This window comes from Mucilaginibacter sp., from assembly GCF_039207105.1.
In the GTDB taxonomy this organism is placed as follows: domain Bacteria; phylum Bacteroidota; class Bacteroidia; order Sphingobacteriales; family Sphingobacteriaceae; genus Mucilaginibacter.
Genome location: NZ_JBCECK010000122.1, coordinates 1 through 15,749 on the forward strand (window position 1 = coordinate 1; position 15,749 = coordinate 15,749).

The following is a 15,749-nucleotide window of genomic DNA, read 5'->3' on the forward strand; positions in this document are numbered from 1 at the left end:
GGCTAATAGAGCAGGCATCCTTCATGTATATTTTATTTGCTGTTTTAAATACCGGGTTGCCGGTAGTTTTTATCGCCCCGTCCTCAAAATGGGCATCATCAATCACATGATTTTGCAGGTCGTTATTAAAATGCATGCCGAATTTAGCAGCCAGGGTATTAAAATGAGGCAATTCTACATTGGCGCTGTCGTTAGCCAACATCAGCAATACCCCTCCCTTTTTTACCCATTTGGCTATTTCATCAGCATCTTTTGGCTCAATGTAATTGGGCTTAGGGCTTTCTTTCTGGCTATCAGGATCAACAATAATATAAATAGCCGTATTTTTTAAGTTTTCGGAAGTAGGCGCCTGCTCAAGCGAATCAAGCTTAGCACCCGCGGTTGTAAATGATGCACCTAATATAGCAAAGCCATTATTATCTTTTTCTCCCCACAGATAATGGAAACGTTCCGGTTGACCTGATTTGTTTTGACGCACTTCATGATTAAAATAATAATCGAGCGTTACGGTTTGAGCATTACCAGTAAAACCGGCATAAATCAGCAGTGAAGTAAGGGTTAGTTTTAGGTTCATCATCAGTGCTTTATTAGATATACAATTGGACCAGGACAAGGTTTGGTTAAGACCATAAGTAGAGAAAAAATGAATGTCATTTCGAGCGATAGCGAGAAATCTTATACACCCTGCAAATTCGCTGGTATGGCGTTTAAGATTTCTCTTTTGCTCCAGAGCTCAAGCCAACTCAGCTCACTCAAAATGACATTTTTTAAAGAGGCAGTTTATAATTTTACACCCCGCCAAATATCGAGAAACCGCCATCTACACAGATCATTGATCCGGTAACGAATGCCGATGCATCGCTGAGCAGCCAGGTAAGCGCGCCTTTTAATTCATCGGCGTGGCCAAAACGTTTAAAGGGAGTTTGTTTGATCACCAATTCGCCACGCTGGGTGTAACCACCTTCGGGTTTGGTTAACAGGTAACGGTTTTGCTCCGTAAGGAAAAAGCCGGGTGCCAAAGCGTTCATCCTGATCTTATCACCATAACGGTTAGCCAGCTCTACCGCGAACCATTGGTTATAGCAGTCAACAGCTGCCTTACCTATATTATAACCCAATACTTTGGTTATAGCACGTTTAGAGTTCATTGACGATATATTTACAATGCTTCCTGCGCCTGAAGTAGTAGCAATGGCTTCACCAAATATCTGGGTAGGTATAATGGTCCCCCAGGTGTTGAGCTCCTGCACCTTTTTCATGCCGGCTATGTTCATCTTAAAAATGTCCTCTTCGGGCGCAAGCACTCCTTCAGGCATGTTACCACCCGCACCATTCACCAGGCCATCTACGCGACCAAAGGCCTCCACAATTTTATTTTTAGCAGCTATCAGCTCGTCCTCTTTCAGTACATCAGCAACCAGGGCAATGGCTTTACCGCCGTTGTTGTTAATTGCATTGGCACGCTCTTCGGCCACTTCTTTATTACGGCCCAGTATACCAACCGCGCCGCCAGCCTCAACAATGGCGTTTACAAATGCGTCGCCCAAAATGCCGGTACCGCCTGTAACTACAATTACTTTACCGGCTAATGAAAATGAATTTTCCAATGTTTTTAATATTTTTTAGTTAACTGTTCAATTATCTGATGTCGGGAATGGCAATAGCGTCCATATCGGTATAATCCAGGTTTTCGCCGGCCATGCCCCATATAAAACTATAGCTGGCCGTGCCGCTACCCGAGTGTATGCTCCAGGGTGGCGATACCACGGCTTCGTAATTATCCATCAGTATATGGCGGGTTTCCTGACCTTCGCCCATGTAATGAAATATCCTTTGACCAGCAGGCACATCAAAATAAAAATAAGCCTCCATACGGCGGTCGTGCACATGCGAAGGCATAGTGTTCCAAACGCTGCCCTCATGCAGTATGGTTAAGCCCATTACCAACTGGCAGCTCTTTATACCTTCCAGGTGAATGTATTTATTAATGGTACGTTTATTAGCGGTTTCGCTGGCACCGGTATGTACTTTGGCTGCATCATTATTGGTCATTAAAGTAGTTGGGTACTCTGCATGCGCCGGGGCAGAAAGCAGGTAAAAAACCGCTGGTTCAGCGCTGTTTTTACTGGCAAAGGTTACGTTTTTTGTTCCCTTACCAATGTACAGGCAATCCAACTTGTTTACCTCAAAGCTTTTTCCGTCGGCAGTAACTATACCATCACCTGCTACGTTAATGATACCTATTTCGCGGCGTTCCAAAAAGAAATCAGCACGCAGGTTAGGGTAGTTTTCCAGCGTAAGGGTTTGAGCTACCGGATGGGCCGCCCCTACTATCATGCGGTCATAATGGGTGTAGGTACAGTTAAGTTTATCGGTTTGCACCAGGTGGTCAATTAAAAATCGTTCCCTGATCTGTGCTGTCTGGTAATTTTTAAAATCTTCAGGATGTACGCTATGTATTACTTTCAAGGCTTTGTTTATTTTGGTTAGGCAAGTCTACAATGTATCTTTTTTAAATCAAAAGTATTCGCTTGTTTATTCTACGTAAACGTTTGCGCTAATAATCGATTATCAATAAAAAAGCCGCGAACGTATGTGTCCGCGGCTTTTAATAATAGATGGATGGGTGTTAGTCCTCGTTCACGAATGAGCGCAGCATCCAGGTATTTTTTTCGTTGAATTGCATAAAGGCATTCACCATATCATTACTGCCATCATCACCGGCTTTGGCCGTGATCTCCATGATCTCCCTTTCCTTGGCAATTAAAATAGCCAGATCGTCAATAATGGCTTTAACCATTTTGGTATCCTTTAAGCCAATGGTTTGTATCTCTTTAATTTGAGCTGTTTCAATATAATCTTTAAAGGTGCTGTAAGGTGGTTTACCCAAAGTAAGTATCCTTTCGGCAAGCTCATCAATGGTGGTTAAAGCAGCGGTGTATAATTCTTCGAACTTCACATGCAGGGTAAAAAAATTCTGACCTTTAACATTCCAGTGGCATCCGCGTACTTTTTGATAGTAAATGTGATAGTTGGCCAGCAGGTCGTTCAGGTGGTCAACAACAGGTTTTACTTTACCTTCTTCCAGGCTTATTTCTTTAGCGTTCATATGTAAATAGTGAGTTTAGTGTACAACAAGGGCATAGCCTCAATGTTTGGTAAATATAAACACATTTAATTTTAATGCCCATATTTGTGCACTTTATGACAGCGTTACAACCCTTCATTAACCAGCAATTTAATTGGCCCGTGTGGCGCATGGAGATTGATGATATCAGCCATAATTTGCTGGTTGAATTACGCAGCACCGAAGAAAAACAAACAGCTTTTGGATCGGTAAACCTGCTTACCGGGAAGATTAATTTCACGGATGTTAGCACCCCCGAACGCTGGCTTACCGGCATGGAAACTGCTTACGATGGTGTACTACTCTTACATCATTATGAATCGGCCACAGGGCCTGTACATAAGGGCCTTGTAGCTATTGACGCCGTTACCGGCAACACGCTTTGGAGCAACTATACCCTGGCCTTTGACCACCTGAGCATTAACGGCCCCATAGTATATAATGCACAGCTGCAACCCCGCAAATTATTTTTGGCCAATATGCGAACGGGGAGTAATTTAAGAGCCTACGAGCCTGTTATTGACCTGCCCCCGCCCAGCTACATTAACAGCGCTCCGCTCATGCCAGCCTCATTTTTACAGGGTTATACATTACCCGAACAACCTTATACAAATACGGTACATTATATAGAATACAATACCTATAGAATTGTATCTTTGCACACGTTTTTTCAAGAAAAACTAAGGCAACACCTATATATTATGAACAGTGAAGGCGCGGTTGTATATCAGGATTTGTTAAACAGCCATATACAAAAAATGCAGCCTGAGGCGTTTGTAGTACATAAGAATAACCTGATCTATTTAAAAGAACGATCAGTTTTGGTAGTTTTAAACTTATAAGTTACTGTATTATAATTTATTATGAAATTCAAGATTTTATTGTTGATCACACCCCTACTTACACTTTCCATATCCCTTTTTGCAAACCCACTGGCCGACTCTGTTGGCGTTGAGAACCTGAACGGCAAAAAGGTTGTATTGCACAAACTTGATCCGAAAGATAACTATTACTCTGTTGGCCGCCGCTACAATGTAAGCGCCAAAACTATTATGCAGTTTAACAATAACGCCCCGCTTAAAATTGGCGGTGTTATCAAAGTACCAACCGAATTATCGTTCACAGCTGCTCAACAACCTGCTCCGCAGCAAACCAAGCCACAGGCACAGCCTAAACAACAGGTACAGCAGCCGGTAGCCCAGCAGCCAAAACCGCAAACCACACAGCCTGCTGTTCAGCAGCAAGCTCAGGCGCCTGTACAACAAGCCGCTGCAAACACTACTACACAAGCTGCCGATACTACGCCAGAAAAACCTGTTAACCAGGATAATGTACAACAATACAAAGTATCTGCCGGTGAAACTTTATATTCCATAGCCAAACGTTTTGGTACTTCTGTAGAGGATATCACCAAACTGAACAATTTAACTTCAAGCACGCTTACTCCCGGCCAGGTGATCAAAGTACGTTCTGGTATGCCGCCAGAAGAAAGACCGGTTGTAAAACAGGATGCTACCGTGGTAAGCACCACGCAGGATTCCACTACGGTTGACAGCGCGGGTAATAAACTTAAAGCAAATCGCTTTGGCCTGTACGAGAAAAACGAGACCGGTGTAGCCACCTGGATTGATGACACCAGCCTTGACCCTAAAAAAGAACTGGTACTGCACCGCAGCGCCCCTATTGGCACCGTGATCAAGATCACCAACCCAATGAACAACCACACTACCTACGCCAAAGTTGTTGGCCGTTTTACAGATAGCGAAGCCACCAAAGATGTACTTATTGTAATGACCAAGAACACCGCCGATGCATTAGGCGCTCTGGATAAACGCATTCACGTAAACATTAGCTACGGCAGCCCTAACCCGAATGAATAAACCATATATTATTGGGATTGCCGGTGGTAGCGGATCTGGCAAAACCTTTTTTTTGAAGTGTTTTCTGGAGCATTTTACTGCCGATGAGGTATGCCTGGTATCGCAGGATGATTATTATTTTCCGGTGGCCCATAATATGACGCCTGAGGAAAACAGGGAGTACAATTTTGATCTGCCAGCTACTATTGACCATGAGCATTTTCAGCAGGATATCAGTAAGCTTTTTAATAATGAAACCATTATTAAGCCTGAGTACACCTTTAACAATCCCACTGTTGTTCCCAAAATGCTGGAAATCAAACCTGCTCCTATTTTAATTGTGGAAGGTTTGTTTATTCTGCATTTCAGGGATATTGCCGACATGCTGGACATGAAGGTTTTCATTGATGCCGATGAAGATATTGCCCTGCAGCGCCGCCTTAAACGCGATCTGATAGAGCGCGGCTACTCACACGATGATGTGATGTACAAATGGATAAACCACGTGGTGCCTGCTTATAAAGAATACCTGCTACCTTACAAAGATGAGTGCGACAGGATCATCACTAACAACAGCCACGTTGCCCAGGACATTATTGCCGTAACCGAAGAAATATCGGCCGGATTGAGAAAGAATATATTTTAATATCACTGGCCATTAGTATTCGGCCAATATGTTCCTCAAAAAAACAAAAAGGGATCTTCTGATTGAAGATCCCTTTTTGTTTGGTAATGTTTTCGGATAAAAAGCGGAGGGCTGTGCGATTCCCTCCCCCGGGAAGGTGCAGGGAGGGGTTTCATCACAATGTAATAGCGCAGAAACCCCTCCCTGCCATAACACAAGCTACCGCGCGCCTCCCAAGGGAGGGAATATCTGATCCATTACCCTTATCTGCCCATCAAAGGCATCAAACACCTTTTAAAGATGGATACCTCCGGAAACTTCAATACGTTGCGCAGTGATCCATTTGGCTTCAGATGAGCAAAGGAAAGCCGCGACACCACCTATATCATCGGGCTGAGCAATGCGAGGTATGGCAGTAACAGCTTTAATATGCTCCTGAATAGCTGGGGTATCCCTCAACCGGCCTCCGCTGAAATCAGTAGCAACAGGACCGGGCGCTATCACATTTACATTAATACCTCGCTTGCCTAACTCAGCGGCCAGGTACATGGTTAATACCTCAATTGAACTTTTTATACTGGCGTAAGTTCCTGATCCGGGGTTAACAAAACGGGTAAGGCCTGTTGATACATTGATAATGCCTCCGTTATCATTTAATAAAGGCAGTGATTTCTGGGTTAAAAAATATACGCCTTTAAAGTGCATATTCAACAAGGCATCAAACTGCTCTTCAGTGGTTTCCGCAAATGAGGGGATCACGAAGTTAGCTCCTCCGTTATTGATCAGAAAGTCAAACTTATCGGTATTAAACTCATTGGCCAGGGTTGTTTTTAGCTGATCCATGAATACAGGCAAGGCTTCCATATCACCTACGGTGAGTTGTAATGCTGCCGCGTGGCCGCCTGCTTTTTTTATTTCATCAACTACAGCAAGCGCCTCGTGTTGTTTACTGTTATAGGTAATGATCACATCTATGCCTTTTTGCGCAATATTCAATGCCATATTTTTACCTAATCCACGGCTTCCGCCGGTTACTAATGCAATTTTTTTGATTGTGTGTGCCATCTCTTTAATATTATAGCACAAATTTCGGGAGGTTAACGCATTCTGCTATTGCGCGCATCAAACCAATCGTTGCGAGATTCAAAACAGATTAATGGCCGCGATAAATAATGGGAGAAAAAGAGGTTTGTTTTCTGAAAAAATTGGAGAAATGGGCTACATCCTCATACCCCAGGCTATAGGCAATTTCTTTGATAGCCCAGTTGGTTTGCTGTAGTAAAAGTTTGGCTTCTTGAATTACCCTGTTGGCAATAATTTCTGAGGTAGTTTTTCCGGTGGTATCCTTAAGCGCCCGGTTCAGGTAATTTGCATGAATATAAAGTCGATCTGCAAAATCCTTGGCCGTTTTAAGCTCTACCCTGTCCTGAACGGATTGTATGGGAAACTGGCGTTCCAACAATTCGATAAATAACGAAGAAACCCTGGCCGTTGCGTGTTGCTTATCGGGTTTCAGTATCTCTACAGGTTGTAATTTTTGCCCATAGTGAATAAGCTCCAACACAAAATTACGCAGCAGATCGTATTTAAAAACGTAATCAGAAGCAAGCTCTTTATGCATCTTCAAAAACACCTGTTCAATTTCCTGCACCTCATCGGCCGATAATTGAAAAACCGGCTGCGCTCCTGATGAAAAAATCGGAAGCTGATCTAATTGTAAACGGCTTTGAGTGGGAACAAAAAAATCATCACTGAATATGCAGAAATGACCGGCCTGATCCAGATCCTGAGGGTACCAGTGATATGGAATTTTAGGAGTGGCAAAGGATAGTACAGGCTGCTGAATGTCGATGATCTTATCCGCAAACTCAGCAATATTATGCCCCTTGATCAGACTTATCTTATAATAGGCCCTGCGGTTATAAGGCATTACAATTTTACTACTTTCACTGATGCGGGCATAAAGGGAAGCAATATCAAACACGTTGAAATGCCCAATATCCGGCTGGCTTTCATAAACTTCTTCAAGCACTGCCTCATTACGGCTTACCGCTTTAATGTTTTTATAAAAATCATCAATGGTACGTAGTTTCATGTGATGGCGTTTTTACAACAAAGAGCTTATTGTTTGATCAAATGTAAGAGTCAATTAACACGGACTGCTTAAAATCACATTAATTTACAATTCCCTTACTGCTTCAAATTAAATAACTATCTCCGGTATCTCACCCTCCACGATCAGTTTACCGGCTGTAGCTTTTCTAATATCCTCTACACTTACCCCCGGCGCGCGCTCCAGCAGTTTAAAGCCGCCTTCGGGCAATACATCATATACCCCAAGCTCGGTCACTATTTTTTTCACGCAGTGAACGCCGGTAAGCGGCAATGTGCAACGTGACAACAGTTTTGATTCACCTGCCTTATTTACCTGCTGCATAGCCACAATGATATTTTCGGCCGATGCCACCAAATCCATAGCGCCGCCCATACCTTTCACCATTTTACCAGGGATTTTCCAATTGGCTATATCACCGTTTTCGGCTACTTCCATAGCGCCCAATATGGTGAGGTTCACCTTCCTGGCCCGGATCATCCCAAAGCTCATTGCGGAATCAAATATGGCCGAACCTGGCAACATGGTAATGGTTTGTTTACCCGCGTTAATTACATCGGGGTCCTCCTCCCCTTCAAAAGGGAACGGTCCCATGCCCAGCAAGCCGTTTTCAGATTGTAGTACTACATCCATCGTTTCGGGAATGTAATTGGCCACCAGCGTTGGGATGCCAATACCCAGGTTAACATAGTAACCGTCTTTTATTTCTTTAGCTATACGCTTTGCTATTCCTGTTTTATCAAGCATGTTATTACTTATATAAGCTGTGTCATTGCGAGGAAGCCCCCCTCTAAATCTCCCCAAAAGGGGAGACTTTTTTAAAGCCCTCTCCTTTGGAGAGGGTTGGGTGAGGCATCTGCTTCCTTCCCCGCAATGACACATGTTTTAATTTAGCCTCATATTCTTTTGTCCTTGCTCTTTTATCCCAAAGTCTTTCGTCCTTACTCCAAAAGTCCTTACTCCTTCGCCCTTACAGTTCTTTGCTCTATGCGTTTTTGATAATCCTTACCTTGAAAAATACGATGTACGTAGATGCCCGGGGTATGGATATGATCCGGGTCGAGCTCGCCGGGTTGTACCAGTTCTTCTACCTCGGCAATGGTAACCTTACCGGCCATAGCCATTACCGGGTTAAAATTGCGCGCGGTTGAGCGATACACCAGGTTACCCATCGTGTCTCCTTTCCAGGCTTTTACAATGGCAAAGTCGGCGTTAAAGGCCATTTCCATCAGGTAATCCTTACCGTTAAAATTACGAACTTCTTTACCTTCGGCTACTTCGGTACCTACACCTGCCGGGGTAAAAATGGCAGGCATACCATAACCGGCAGCCATGCAGCGGGTGGCCAGCGTACCCTGGGGCAGCAGCTCTACCTCCAGTTCGCCGGTAAGCAGCTGGCGTTCAAATTCGGCGTTCTCGCCTACGTATGAGGATATCATCTTTTTTACCTGTCGTTGTTTCAGCATCAGACCGATGCCAAAATCATCGACCCCGGCATTGTTGGATATGCAGGTTAATTGTTTGGTACCTTTTTTAACCAAAGCGGCGATGCAGTTTTCGGGCAGCCCGCACAGGCCAAAGCCACCCAGCATCAAGGTCATGCCATCCTGAATATCGCGGATAGCTTCTTCGGCGTCAGTAACTACTTTATTCATGTTATATAATTGGTTACTCAAATTTAGATATAAGAATCAAGAGTCAAGAATCAGGATATAAGATTATTCAATCAGATTTTACATTTCTGAACCCTTCTTATCCCTTGATTCTTGATTCCTATTTCTAACCTTGATTTTACTTACTAATTAATAATATAAAACAATTAGAAAATTCAAACCTTATCATTATACATCAACATATAAAGACAATGACACTATCAGATAACGAGTTCCAGAATGACGATCATAATCCGGAACATACCGACAGCAAACCCAACGCTTACCGCGTTGACGACGATGATAACCTGACCGAAGAAGACCTTCAGCATGGCTTCCCTACCTCCAAAGACGATATGAAAAAGCAAGACGATCCCGGCATGGAAGGCCAGGGCATGGGCGGCCAAAATTTTGGCCAGAACAACCTTACCCCATCGGGTGATGACAAGGCTAACCCGTCGCAAACGGCGGGCTATACCAACGAGTATTTCAGGCGCACGCAACCGGCAGAGGAACATCCCGAAAACAGCAACTTCACCGACCCTAACCAGGCAGGGCAATCAAACTATGGACAAGTAATGGATGCCACCACACAAACAGGCCAGTCCGACCAGCAGCCTGACAGCGACAATAAGGATGATAAATCAGCGCAGAAACCGCATCCGCAGCAACCTTACCGCGAAGGTACTGCTGACGACGATGGTAAAGGCGAGAATAAACAAACCAATATTCCGGGACCTAATGAGCTGCCCGACCAGCAAAAGGTAGGCGAATAAGTTGAGCATTAAACTAAAAACGGCCCGTCTGAATGATCAGACAGGCCGTTTTTAGTTTAAATAACCCGGGTTTACCACTTGATCTGTTTATCAATAAAACTGATCAGGTCATCGGCCATATCTTGCTGCTCTTTCACACTGGGATGGCCTTTTGTGCCTTTAAAAGGTATAAAATGGGTATAAATGTTTTTATCATTTAATTCGGCAACGGCCTTTTCAATATATCCTGGCCAGGGCGAACCGGCTTTGGTAGCATCCATACTGCCCAGCATGCAAATAATTTGCGATGAAGGATATTTTTTACGAATGTTTTTAACCATATCGCGATAAGCTTTGATGATTTGATCTGCACCCGGGGCCTTGCTGCCAAAACGTTCTTTAAACTGATCGTTATTGGGTTGGGTTGTTATCCATGAATCGTTCTGAAACAGGTTGATCACCACCAGTTGGGGCTTATACTTTGAAAAATCCCACAAGCTGTTGGGATCGCTTGGATCGAGCCGATTATACATTTCAGGCATAATAAGCGGAAACCAGCTTACCAGTACGCCAATACCGCTTTTAGCGGTACATACATAATCAGCATCAAAATGGCGGGCGGTGATGGCCGCGTAGCTCAGGTAACCATTTTCGTAAGGTCCGGTGCCCCTATCTTTTCCAGTGGTATCTTCATCAGCCATACCACAGGTAATAGAATTACCAAAAAATTCTATCCGGCGTTTTTTAGGTTCGGAGGCTGGCAAAATAGTGGCTCCCTTAGCCAATATAAACTGATAAAAAATGGTTTTACCCATTGCCCACTCGGTACGTTTAAACAGTTCCAGGCTATGTGCACCGGCAGGCAGATCTTCCGCAAGGGTATAAACTTTTTTGGTATCATCCGGATGGACGATGTTGACCACCTTGCCATCTACAATAACGTTATAAAAATTATCGCCACGTTCGTCCTGTAATAAGGCAGAAGCACCTGTACCGTTAAAGTTTATTTTGATGGATGAGCCGGTCCAGTAAAGTTCGGCCGCGGCATCGGTCATACTGATACGGCCCGTATAACGGATGTGATTGTCTTTACTTTTAAGAACTACATTCTGAGCCATACAGCTGCCTAAACCGGCAGCCAATACCAGGAATAAAAAAACACCAAAACTTTTGTGCATTGGAAGGTTTAGTTTAAATGTCAATAATTGATTTTCAAACAAAAGCACCCTCACTTACCAACCTCTCCTGCAATATTATATATTTATTGCATAAGTTGAACGGTTAGCACAAAAGTTTTTATTAAGCCAGTAACAGCTCATTAATATATTGCCGGCACAAGTCTAAAGCGTGGTAGCCATCCATCTCCTTGTTCAGGGCAGTAATGCTGTTTTTATAAACACCATCATTTATGATGGTTTCTGTGGCTGCGTATATAGCTTCAGTAGTAGGCGTTTCTGTTTTAAGGTTGATGCCGCATTTAAAATAATCTATCCGGGCACAAATTTCACTTTTCCCCTCGTGTACTCCGGCAGCCACTATAGGCAGGTTATGCTTAATACTTAATAAAGTTCCGCCGTAACCGCCATTGGTTACATAAACCGAAGCATAAGGCATAACATCATCAAACGGAATAAAATCTTCAATAATGATATTATCGGCCGCATATTTTTGGCGCAGCTCAGCGGTGCTGTTGCCGCCGGTGGTAGCAACCACCAGGGTATCAGTACCGGTAAAGGCCTGTAACGTAGGAATCAATAATTTGGTCACGTCCTGCTCAACCGTACCCTGGGTAACCAGTACTATTTTTTTGTATTGTTTTAGGCGTTCATCAAACCATGCCTTCCTTTGGGAGGGTGCCGAATAAGGCAATAATGCCCCTATAAACCGAATGTTATCGCCCATATCGCTGCGCGGATATTCAAAGCCCGGCACACCTATCTGCAAATACATATTGGCTTCTTTTACCAGGGTATCAAACACAAATGAACCTTTTACCTGTACTCTATAGGTTGATAACAGCTCCCGGTAATGCTCAATTAGGTCTTTAATGCCGGTATACTTTTGTACATACATTTGCGCGTAAGCATCGCGGGTTTCCTGGTCATGAGCCGGAGGCAATGCACGACCATAGGGCGCCACGTCAACAGAATCTTCAATCAGGGGCACAATACCAATAGCCAGCACAGGTACATGGAGTTTATACCTCACCAGGGGCATGGCCGAAAACATACTGTCGGCAATCAATAAATCAAATTTAAATTCCTGATAAATGGCAGCGATATCTTCAAAATACTCTACCGAGCGATCGATAAACAGGTTTTTAAGGTAAAGCCTGCCTTTTTCTGATGCAGTACCATCTTTTAAGCCCGGTACCATTTGCCACAGGTTTTGGCCATTAAGCTCCAGCGCTTTTACAAAGGGGTAATACCTGATACCCAGTTTATCCAACTTACCGGCAAATATGGCCGACGTATACCAGCGTACATCGCAGCCCATTTCCTGTAAAAATTTAGCCAACCCGGTAAGCGGGTTAAAATGCCCCTCAAGAGGCACATGGGCCAATAAAATCCTTTTTCCTTTTAACAGCTGATCCATTACTGCAAAATTCACAGATTAATCGGACACTTTCAATCCCCAAAACCGGGTAGTTCAAAAATTACAAAGTCATGTTATTTCAACTGATATTAACACTGTTATATAGGCATGCCAAATTGCAGCACATAGGCATTATTATCAAAAACCGCGAACTCGCGCATACCATACTGAAAATCTTCAATGGGGTAATATATCACCGCCTTATCCTTCAGCTCATTCCAAATGGCATCCACGTTACTGGTACGGATATAAAACGACCCGGTAAACTTGGGTACCGTAAAGGTTTCATGCGCGTTGGGCAGTGCAAGCATAATTTCAATATCATCACGGCTTACAGTGGCCCAGCTCCAGTCCTCATCAAAGCCAACGCAGGTAAAACCCAGCGTATGGATATAAAAATCAACGCTATCCTTCACCTGCCGGGTAAACAACATGGGGGCAATACTTTTTAAACTCATCTTTTTTAGGGAGTAAGGATTGGTGGAACAAAGATTAAGGATTTGGGGAGTAAGGATCAAGGATGGAGGAGTAAATATTTGCTTAACAAAACCAGAGATCCAATCACCCTTGCTTATTGTTCCTCAAATATCTCCTAATTCCAAAAGTCTTTAATCCTTGCTCCAGGAATCCTTACTCTTTGTTCCTGTTAAAAAGCTAATTTACTTTAAATATGCATAAGTTATACCATCGCCGCCACGGTCTGCATGTTCATCTTCCAGCCTATCTACCTGATCATATTTTTTAAGGTACTGGCGTATCATTTTGCGTAAAATACCATCGCCCTTGCCGTGAATTATCTTGAGGTTGTTAAAGCCCATCATCAGCGCACGGTCAAACAGTTTTTCAATAGCGTGCAGGGCATCTTCGGTACGCATACCGCGCACATCAATCTCCGGACTAAAACTGGCCAGGTCATTCGTATGCGAATTAAAGCTCCTGCGGATATCTTTTGGCACCGATGATTTGGAAACCTTAACCACCCTTTTCTTTTTAGCAACGGTACGCAGATCGCCAATGGCTATTACCACGTTATCTTTGATCAGCTCAATCACCTGCCCGGTAGTTTCCGAGTCGGTTAGCTTTACCCAGTCGCCGGGTTTCAATTCCTCGTCAGCAGCGGGGTTTGGTTTTGGAGCTTCAACCTTAACGGTATTCTTTTTAAGTTCGGTATTCAGGTTTTCGCGCAGAGTGCGGGTAACCTCCTTATCGGCATTACTGCTTTTTATTTCAGATATGGTGTTTTCAACCAGCTTGTTGGCATTCAGAATAATATTTTTTGCCTGGTCTTTCGCCTCCCTGATCAGCACCTTCTTGTTTTCTTCCAGGTAGCTTTTCAGCTTTTCGTTTTCCGTTTGCAGCTCGTTAACCTTGCGCTGCTGGCGGTCAAGTTTTTGCTTGGTTTCAAATATCTCGCGTTTTTCGCGTTCCAGATCAACCAGCAGAGTATCTACTTTTTTCTGCCCTTCGCTTATTTTGTTTTTAGCCAGATTAAGCACATTGGTTGGCAGACCGATCTTCTGCGCTATCTCAAAGGCGTATGAACTACCGGGTTTACCAATCTCCAACTGGTAAAGCGGTTTCATTTCTACGTTGTTGAACAGCATTGAGGCATTCTCGATACCATCAGTGTTGCTGGCAAATATTTTCAGGTTAGAGTAGTGGGTAGTTACCATGCCCCGCACCTTTTTATGATTCAATGATTCCAGCACGGCCTCGGCAATGGGGCCGCCAAACTGCGGATCGGTGCCAGTACCAAACTCATCTATAAGTATCAGGGTTTTGCCGTTGGCATCCTCCACAAAGGTTTTCATTTTGCTCAGGTGCGCGCTATAGGTACTCAGGTCGCTCTCGATGGATTGATCGTCGCCAATATCCACAAAAAGTTGCTTAAACACCCCTACCACGCTGGCTTCGGCTGCGGGTATCAGCAAACCGGCCTGTACCATCATTTGCAGTAAGCCCACGGTTTTCATACATACCGATTTACCACCGGCGTTAGGCCCCGATACCACGATGATGCGTGTACCCTCATCAATATGCACATTCAGCGGCACTACGGTTTTCTGCTCGGCCTTAAAATTCAGGAACAGCAGCGGGTGGCGGGCATTGTACAGCTTTAGCCGGGCCTCGTTAACCACCTGCGGCATTTCGGCCTCAATATCAATGGCAAACAGGGCTTTGGCGCGCACAAAATCAAGCTTGGTCAGCAAGCCATGATAGGATAATAAAAGTGGCGTATACGGCCGTAATTCATCAGTAAGCGCGGTTAAAATTTTTACGATCTCACGGCGGCGCTCAAATTCCAGGTCGCGCACGCGGTTGTTTAAAGTAAACACCTCTTCCGGCTCCATGAAAACCGTTTGGCCCGATGCTGACTCATCATGAATAAAACCTTTGAGCTTGCGTTTGTTTTCGGCCAGCAAAGGGATACACAGGCGGCCATCGCGCACGGTGAGCGAGCCATCGGCGGTCCACCCATTGCCGGATGCGGCCTTAAATATCTGATCTATCTTTTTGCGGGCTTCCTGCTCGGCCTTGGCAATGCCCATCGTAATTTCATTGAGCTCGCGCGAGGCATTGGGTCTTATTTTTCCTTTGGGATCAATAACGGCGTCAATTTTTTTCAGGATGGCCTTTTCAATAGGCAAATGCTCAAACAGGGCCTCCAGGTTAGGGTACAAACCCTCGCGCTCGCTGAAATAAGCGATTACGGCAAATACCGTTTGCAGGGAAGTTTGCACCTGGTAAAATTCTTCCTCCGACAAAAATACGCCCTCAATACGGGCTTTATTGGCTAAGGATTTTATATCGAAAAAGTGATGAATGGGTAAGGCGGCATCATTAACCAGTATATTTTTGAACTCGTTGGCCTGGCTCAAAAATTTTGATATCAGCTCATAATTGCTCATCACCTGTATCTTGTCAACCATCTGCTGACCCATTTCGCTCAGGCAATGCGCTTTTATTAATTCTTTTACCTCGGTAAACCCCAGCTTATCAACACTATTTTTTGGGTAAAGCAT

The 15,749-nt window shown here is 44.1% G+C and carries 16 protein-coding genes; 4 read left to right on the forward strand and 12 right to left on the reverse strand.

Annotated elements, in window-relative coordinates:
* From AAGC65_RS19480 to AAGC65_RS19495, 4 genes are all read right to left on the reverse strand, one after another.
* Positions 1–577, reverse strand: a 577-nt coding sequence (locus AAGC65_RS19480) for a hypothetical protein (protein WP_343114133.1), incomplete at its 3' end; no start/stop codon positions are given.
* A 211-nt stretch (positions 578–788) separates the two neighbouring features.
* Entirely contained in the window at positions 789–1,607 is an 819-nt protein-coding gene (locus tag AAGC65_RS19485; protein WP_343114134.1) for an SDR family oxidoreductase, read from the reverse strand.
* A gap of 31 nt (positions 1,608–1,638) precedes the next feature.
* Entirely contained in the window at positions 1,639–2,469 is an 831-nt protein-coding gene (gene kduI / locus AAGC65_RS19490; RefSeq protein WP_343114135.1) for a 5-dehydro-4-deoxy-D-glucuronate isomerase, read from the reverse strand.
* A 160-nt stretch (positions 2,470–2,629) separates the two neighbouring features.
* Complete coding sequence (locus AAGC65_RS19495; protein WP_343114136.1) at positions 2,630–3,109, reverse strand: DNA starvation/stationary phase protection protein; 480 nt, start codon at positions 3,107–3,109, stop codon at positions 2,630–2,632.
* Positions 3,110–3,204: 95 nt separating this feature from the next.
* Here AAGC65_RS19495 and AAGC65_RS19500 point away from each other — a divergent pair, with 95 nt between their 5' ends.
* From AAGC65_RS19500 to AAGC65_RS19510, 3 genes are read left to right on the forward strand one after another with little or no spacing between them, the layout of a single operon-like run.
* Positions 3,205–3,969 (forward strand): DUF4905 domain-containing protein, encoded by a 765-nt coding sequence (locus AAGC65_RS19500; protein WP_343114137.1) that lies wholly within the window; start codon positions 3,205–3,207, stop codon positions 3,967–3,969.
* Between the two features lie 21 nt (positions 3,970–3,990).
* On the forward strand, positions 3,991–5,007 hold the full coding sequence (locus AAGC65_RS19505; protein WP_343114138.1) for a LysM peptidoglycan-binding domain-containing protein: 1,017 nt from the start codon (positions 3,991–3,993) through the stop codon (positions 5,005–5,007).
* Positions 5,000–5,632, forward strand: coding sequence for a uridine kinase (locus tag AAGC65_RS19510; protein WP_343114139.1), 633 nt, complete (start codon positions 5,000–5,002; stop codon positions 5,630–5,632). Before AAGC65_RS19505 ends, AAGC65_RS19510 begins: the two co-directional genes overlap by 8 nt.
* 273 nt (positions 5,633–5,905) lie before the next feature.
* Here the strand turns inward: AAGC65_RS19510 and AAGC65_RS19515 are convergent, their stop codons facing one another.
* The 4 genes from AAGC65_RS19515 to AAGC65_RS19530 form a co-directional block, all read right to left on the reverse strand.
* Positions 5,906–6,676, reverse strand: a complete 771-nt coding sequence (locus tag AAGC65_RS19515; protein ID WP_343114140.1) for an SDR family oxidoreductase — start codon at positions 6,674–6,676, stop codon at positions 5,906–5,908.
* A gap of 88 nt (positions 6,677–6,764) precedes the next feature.
* Positions 6,765–7,706, reverse strand: coding sequence for a helix-turn-helix transcriptional regulator (locus tag AAGC65_RS19520; protein WP_343114141.1), 942 nt, complete (start codon positions 7,704–7,706; stop codon positions 6,765–6,767).
* A gap of 108 nt (positions 7,707–7,814) precedes the next feature.
* The gene (locus tag AAGC65_RS19525; protein WP_343114142.1) at positions 7,815–8,471 is read right to left on the reverse strand and encodes a 3-oxoacid CoA-transferase subunit B; all 657 of its coding nucleotides are present in this window, start codon (positions 8,469–8,471) and stop codon (positions 7,815–7,817) included.
* Positions 8,472–8,680: 209 nt separating this feature from the next.
* Positions 8,681–9,379 (reverse strand): CoA transferase subunit A, encoded by a 699-nt coding sequence (locus tag AAGC65_RS19530; protein WP_343114143.1) that lies wholly within the window; start codon positions 9,377–9,379, stop codon positions 8,681–8,683.
* A gap of 209 nt (positions 9,380–9,588) precedes the next feature.
* On the opposite strand from AAGC65_RS19530, the gene AAGC65_RS19535 reads away from it, so the two are divergent.
* Positions 9,589–10,152, forward strand: coding sequence for a hypothetical protein (locus AAGC65_RS19535; RefSeq protein WP_343114144.1), 564 nt, complete (start codon positions 9,589–9,591; stop codon positions 10,150–10,152).
* A gap of 71 nt (positions 10,153–10,223) precedes the next feature.
* On the opposite strand, the gene AAGC65_RS19540 is transcribed toward AAGC65_RS19535, so the two are convergent.
* The 4 genes from AAGC65_RS19540 to AAGC65_RS19555 all read right to left on the reverse strand — a co-directional run bounded on the left by AAGC65_RS19540 (position 10,224) and on the right by AAGC65_RS19555 (position 15,749).
* The gene (locus tag AAGC65_RS19540; RefSeq protein WP_343114145.1) at positions 10,224–11,309 is read right to left on the reverse strand and encodes an SGNH/GDSL hydrolase family protein; all 1,086 of its coding nucleotides are present in this window, start codon (positions 11,307–11,309) and stop codon (positions 10,224–10,226) included.
* Between the two features lie 121 nt (positions 11,310–11,430).
* On the reverse strand, positions 11,431–12,726 hold the full coding sequence (locus AAGC65_RS19545; protein WP_343114146.1) for a glycosyltransferase: 1,296 nt from the start codon (positions 12,724–12,726) through the stop codon (positions 11,431–11,433).
* A 98-nt stretch (positions 12,727–12,824) separates the two neighbouring features.
* A complete protein-coding gene (locus AAGC65_RS19550; protein WP_343114147.1) occupies positions 12,825–13,184 on the reverse strand; it encodes a VOC family protein in 360 nt (119 codons plus the stop codon).
* Positions 13,185–13,385: 201 nt separating this feature from the next.
* The gene (locus AAGC65_RS19555; protein ID WP_343114148.1) at positions 13,386–15,749 is read right to left on the reverse strand and encodes an endonuclease MutS2; all 2,364 of its coding nucleotides are present in this window, start codon (positions 15,747–15,749) and stop codon (positions 13,386–13,388) included.

What these genes read in the sequence shown, in the direction of transcription:
- AAGC65_RS19520 (WP_343114141.1), bottom strand. Translation starts at nt 7,706, where the DNA reads ATGAAACTACGTACCATTGATGATTTTTATAAAAACATTAAAGCGGTA.
- AAGC65_RS19515 (WP_343114140.1), bottom strand. Translation starts at nt 6,676, where the DNA reads ATGGCACACACAATCAAAAAAATTGCATTAGTAACCGGCGGAAGCCGT.
- AAGC65_RS19495 (WP_343114136.1), bottom strand. Translation starts at nt 3,109, where the DNA reads ATGAACGCTAAAGAAATAAGCCTGGAAGAAGGTAAAGTAAAACCTGTT.
- AAGC65_RS19555 (WP_343114148.1), bottom strand. Translation starts at nt 15,749, where the DNA reads ATGCTTTACCCAAAAAATAGTGTTGATAAGCTGGGGTTTACCGAGGTA.
- AAGC65_RS19550 (WP_343114147.1), bottom strand. Translation starts at nt 13,184, where the DNA reads ATGAGTTTAAAAAGTATTGCCCCCATGTTGTTTACCCGGCAGGTGAAG.
- AAGC65_RS19500 (WP_343114137.1), top strand. Translation starts at nt 3,205, where the DNA reads ATGACAGCGTTACAACCCTTCATTAACCAGCAATTTAATTGGCCCGTG.
- AAGC65_RS19525 (WP_343114142.1), bottom strand. Translation starts at nt 8,471, where the DNA reads ATGCTTGATAAAACAGGAATAGCAAAGCGTATAGCTAAAGAAATAAAA.
- AAGC65_RS19545 (WP_343114146.1), bottom strand. Translation starts at nt 12,726, where the DNA reads ATGGATCAGCTGTTAAAAGGAAAAAGGATTTTATTGGCCCATGTGCCT.
- AAGC65_RS19510 (WP_343114139.1), top strand. Translation starts at nt 5,000, where the DNA reads ATGAATAAACCATATATTATTGGGATTGCCGGTGGTAGCGGATCTGGC.
- AAGC65_RS19535 (WP_343114144.1), top strand. Translation starts at nt 9,589, where the DNA reads ATGACACTATCAGATAACGAGTTCCAGAATGACGATCATAATCCGGAA.
- AAGC65_RS19540 (WP_343114145.1), bottom strand. Translation starts at nt 11,309, where the DNA reads ATGCACAAAAGTTTTGGTGTTTTTTTATTCCTGGTATTGGCTGCCGGT.
- AAGC65_RS19505 (WP_343114138.1), top strand. Translation starts at nt 3,991, where the DNA reads ATGAAATTCAAGATTTTATTGTTGATCACACCCCTACTTACACTTTCC.
- AAGC65_RS19530 (WP_343114143.1), bottom strand. Translation starts at nt 9,379, where the DNA reads ATGAATAAAGTAGTTACTGACGCCGAAGAAGCTATCCGCGATATTCAG.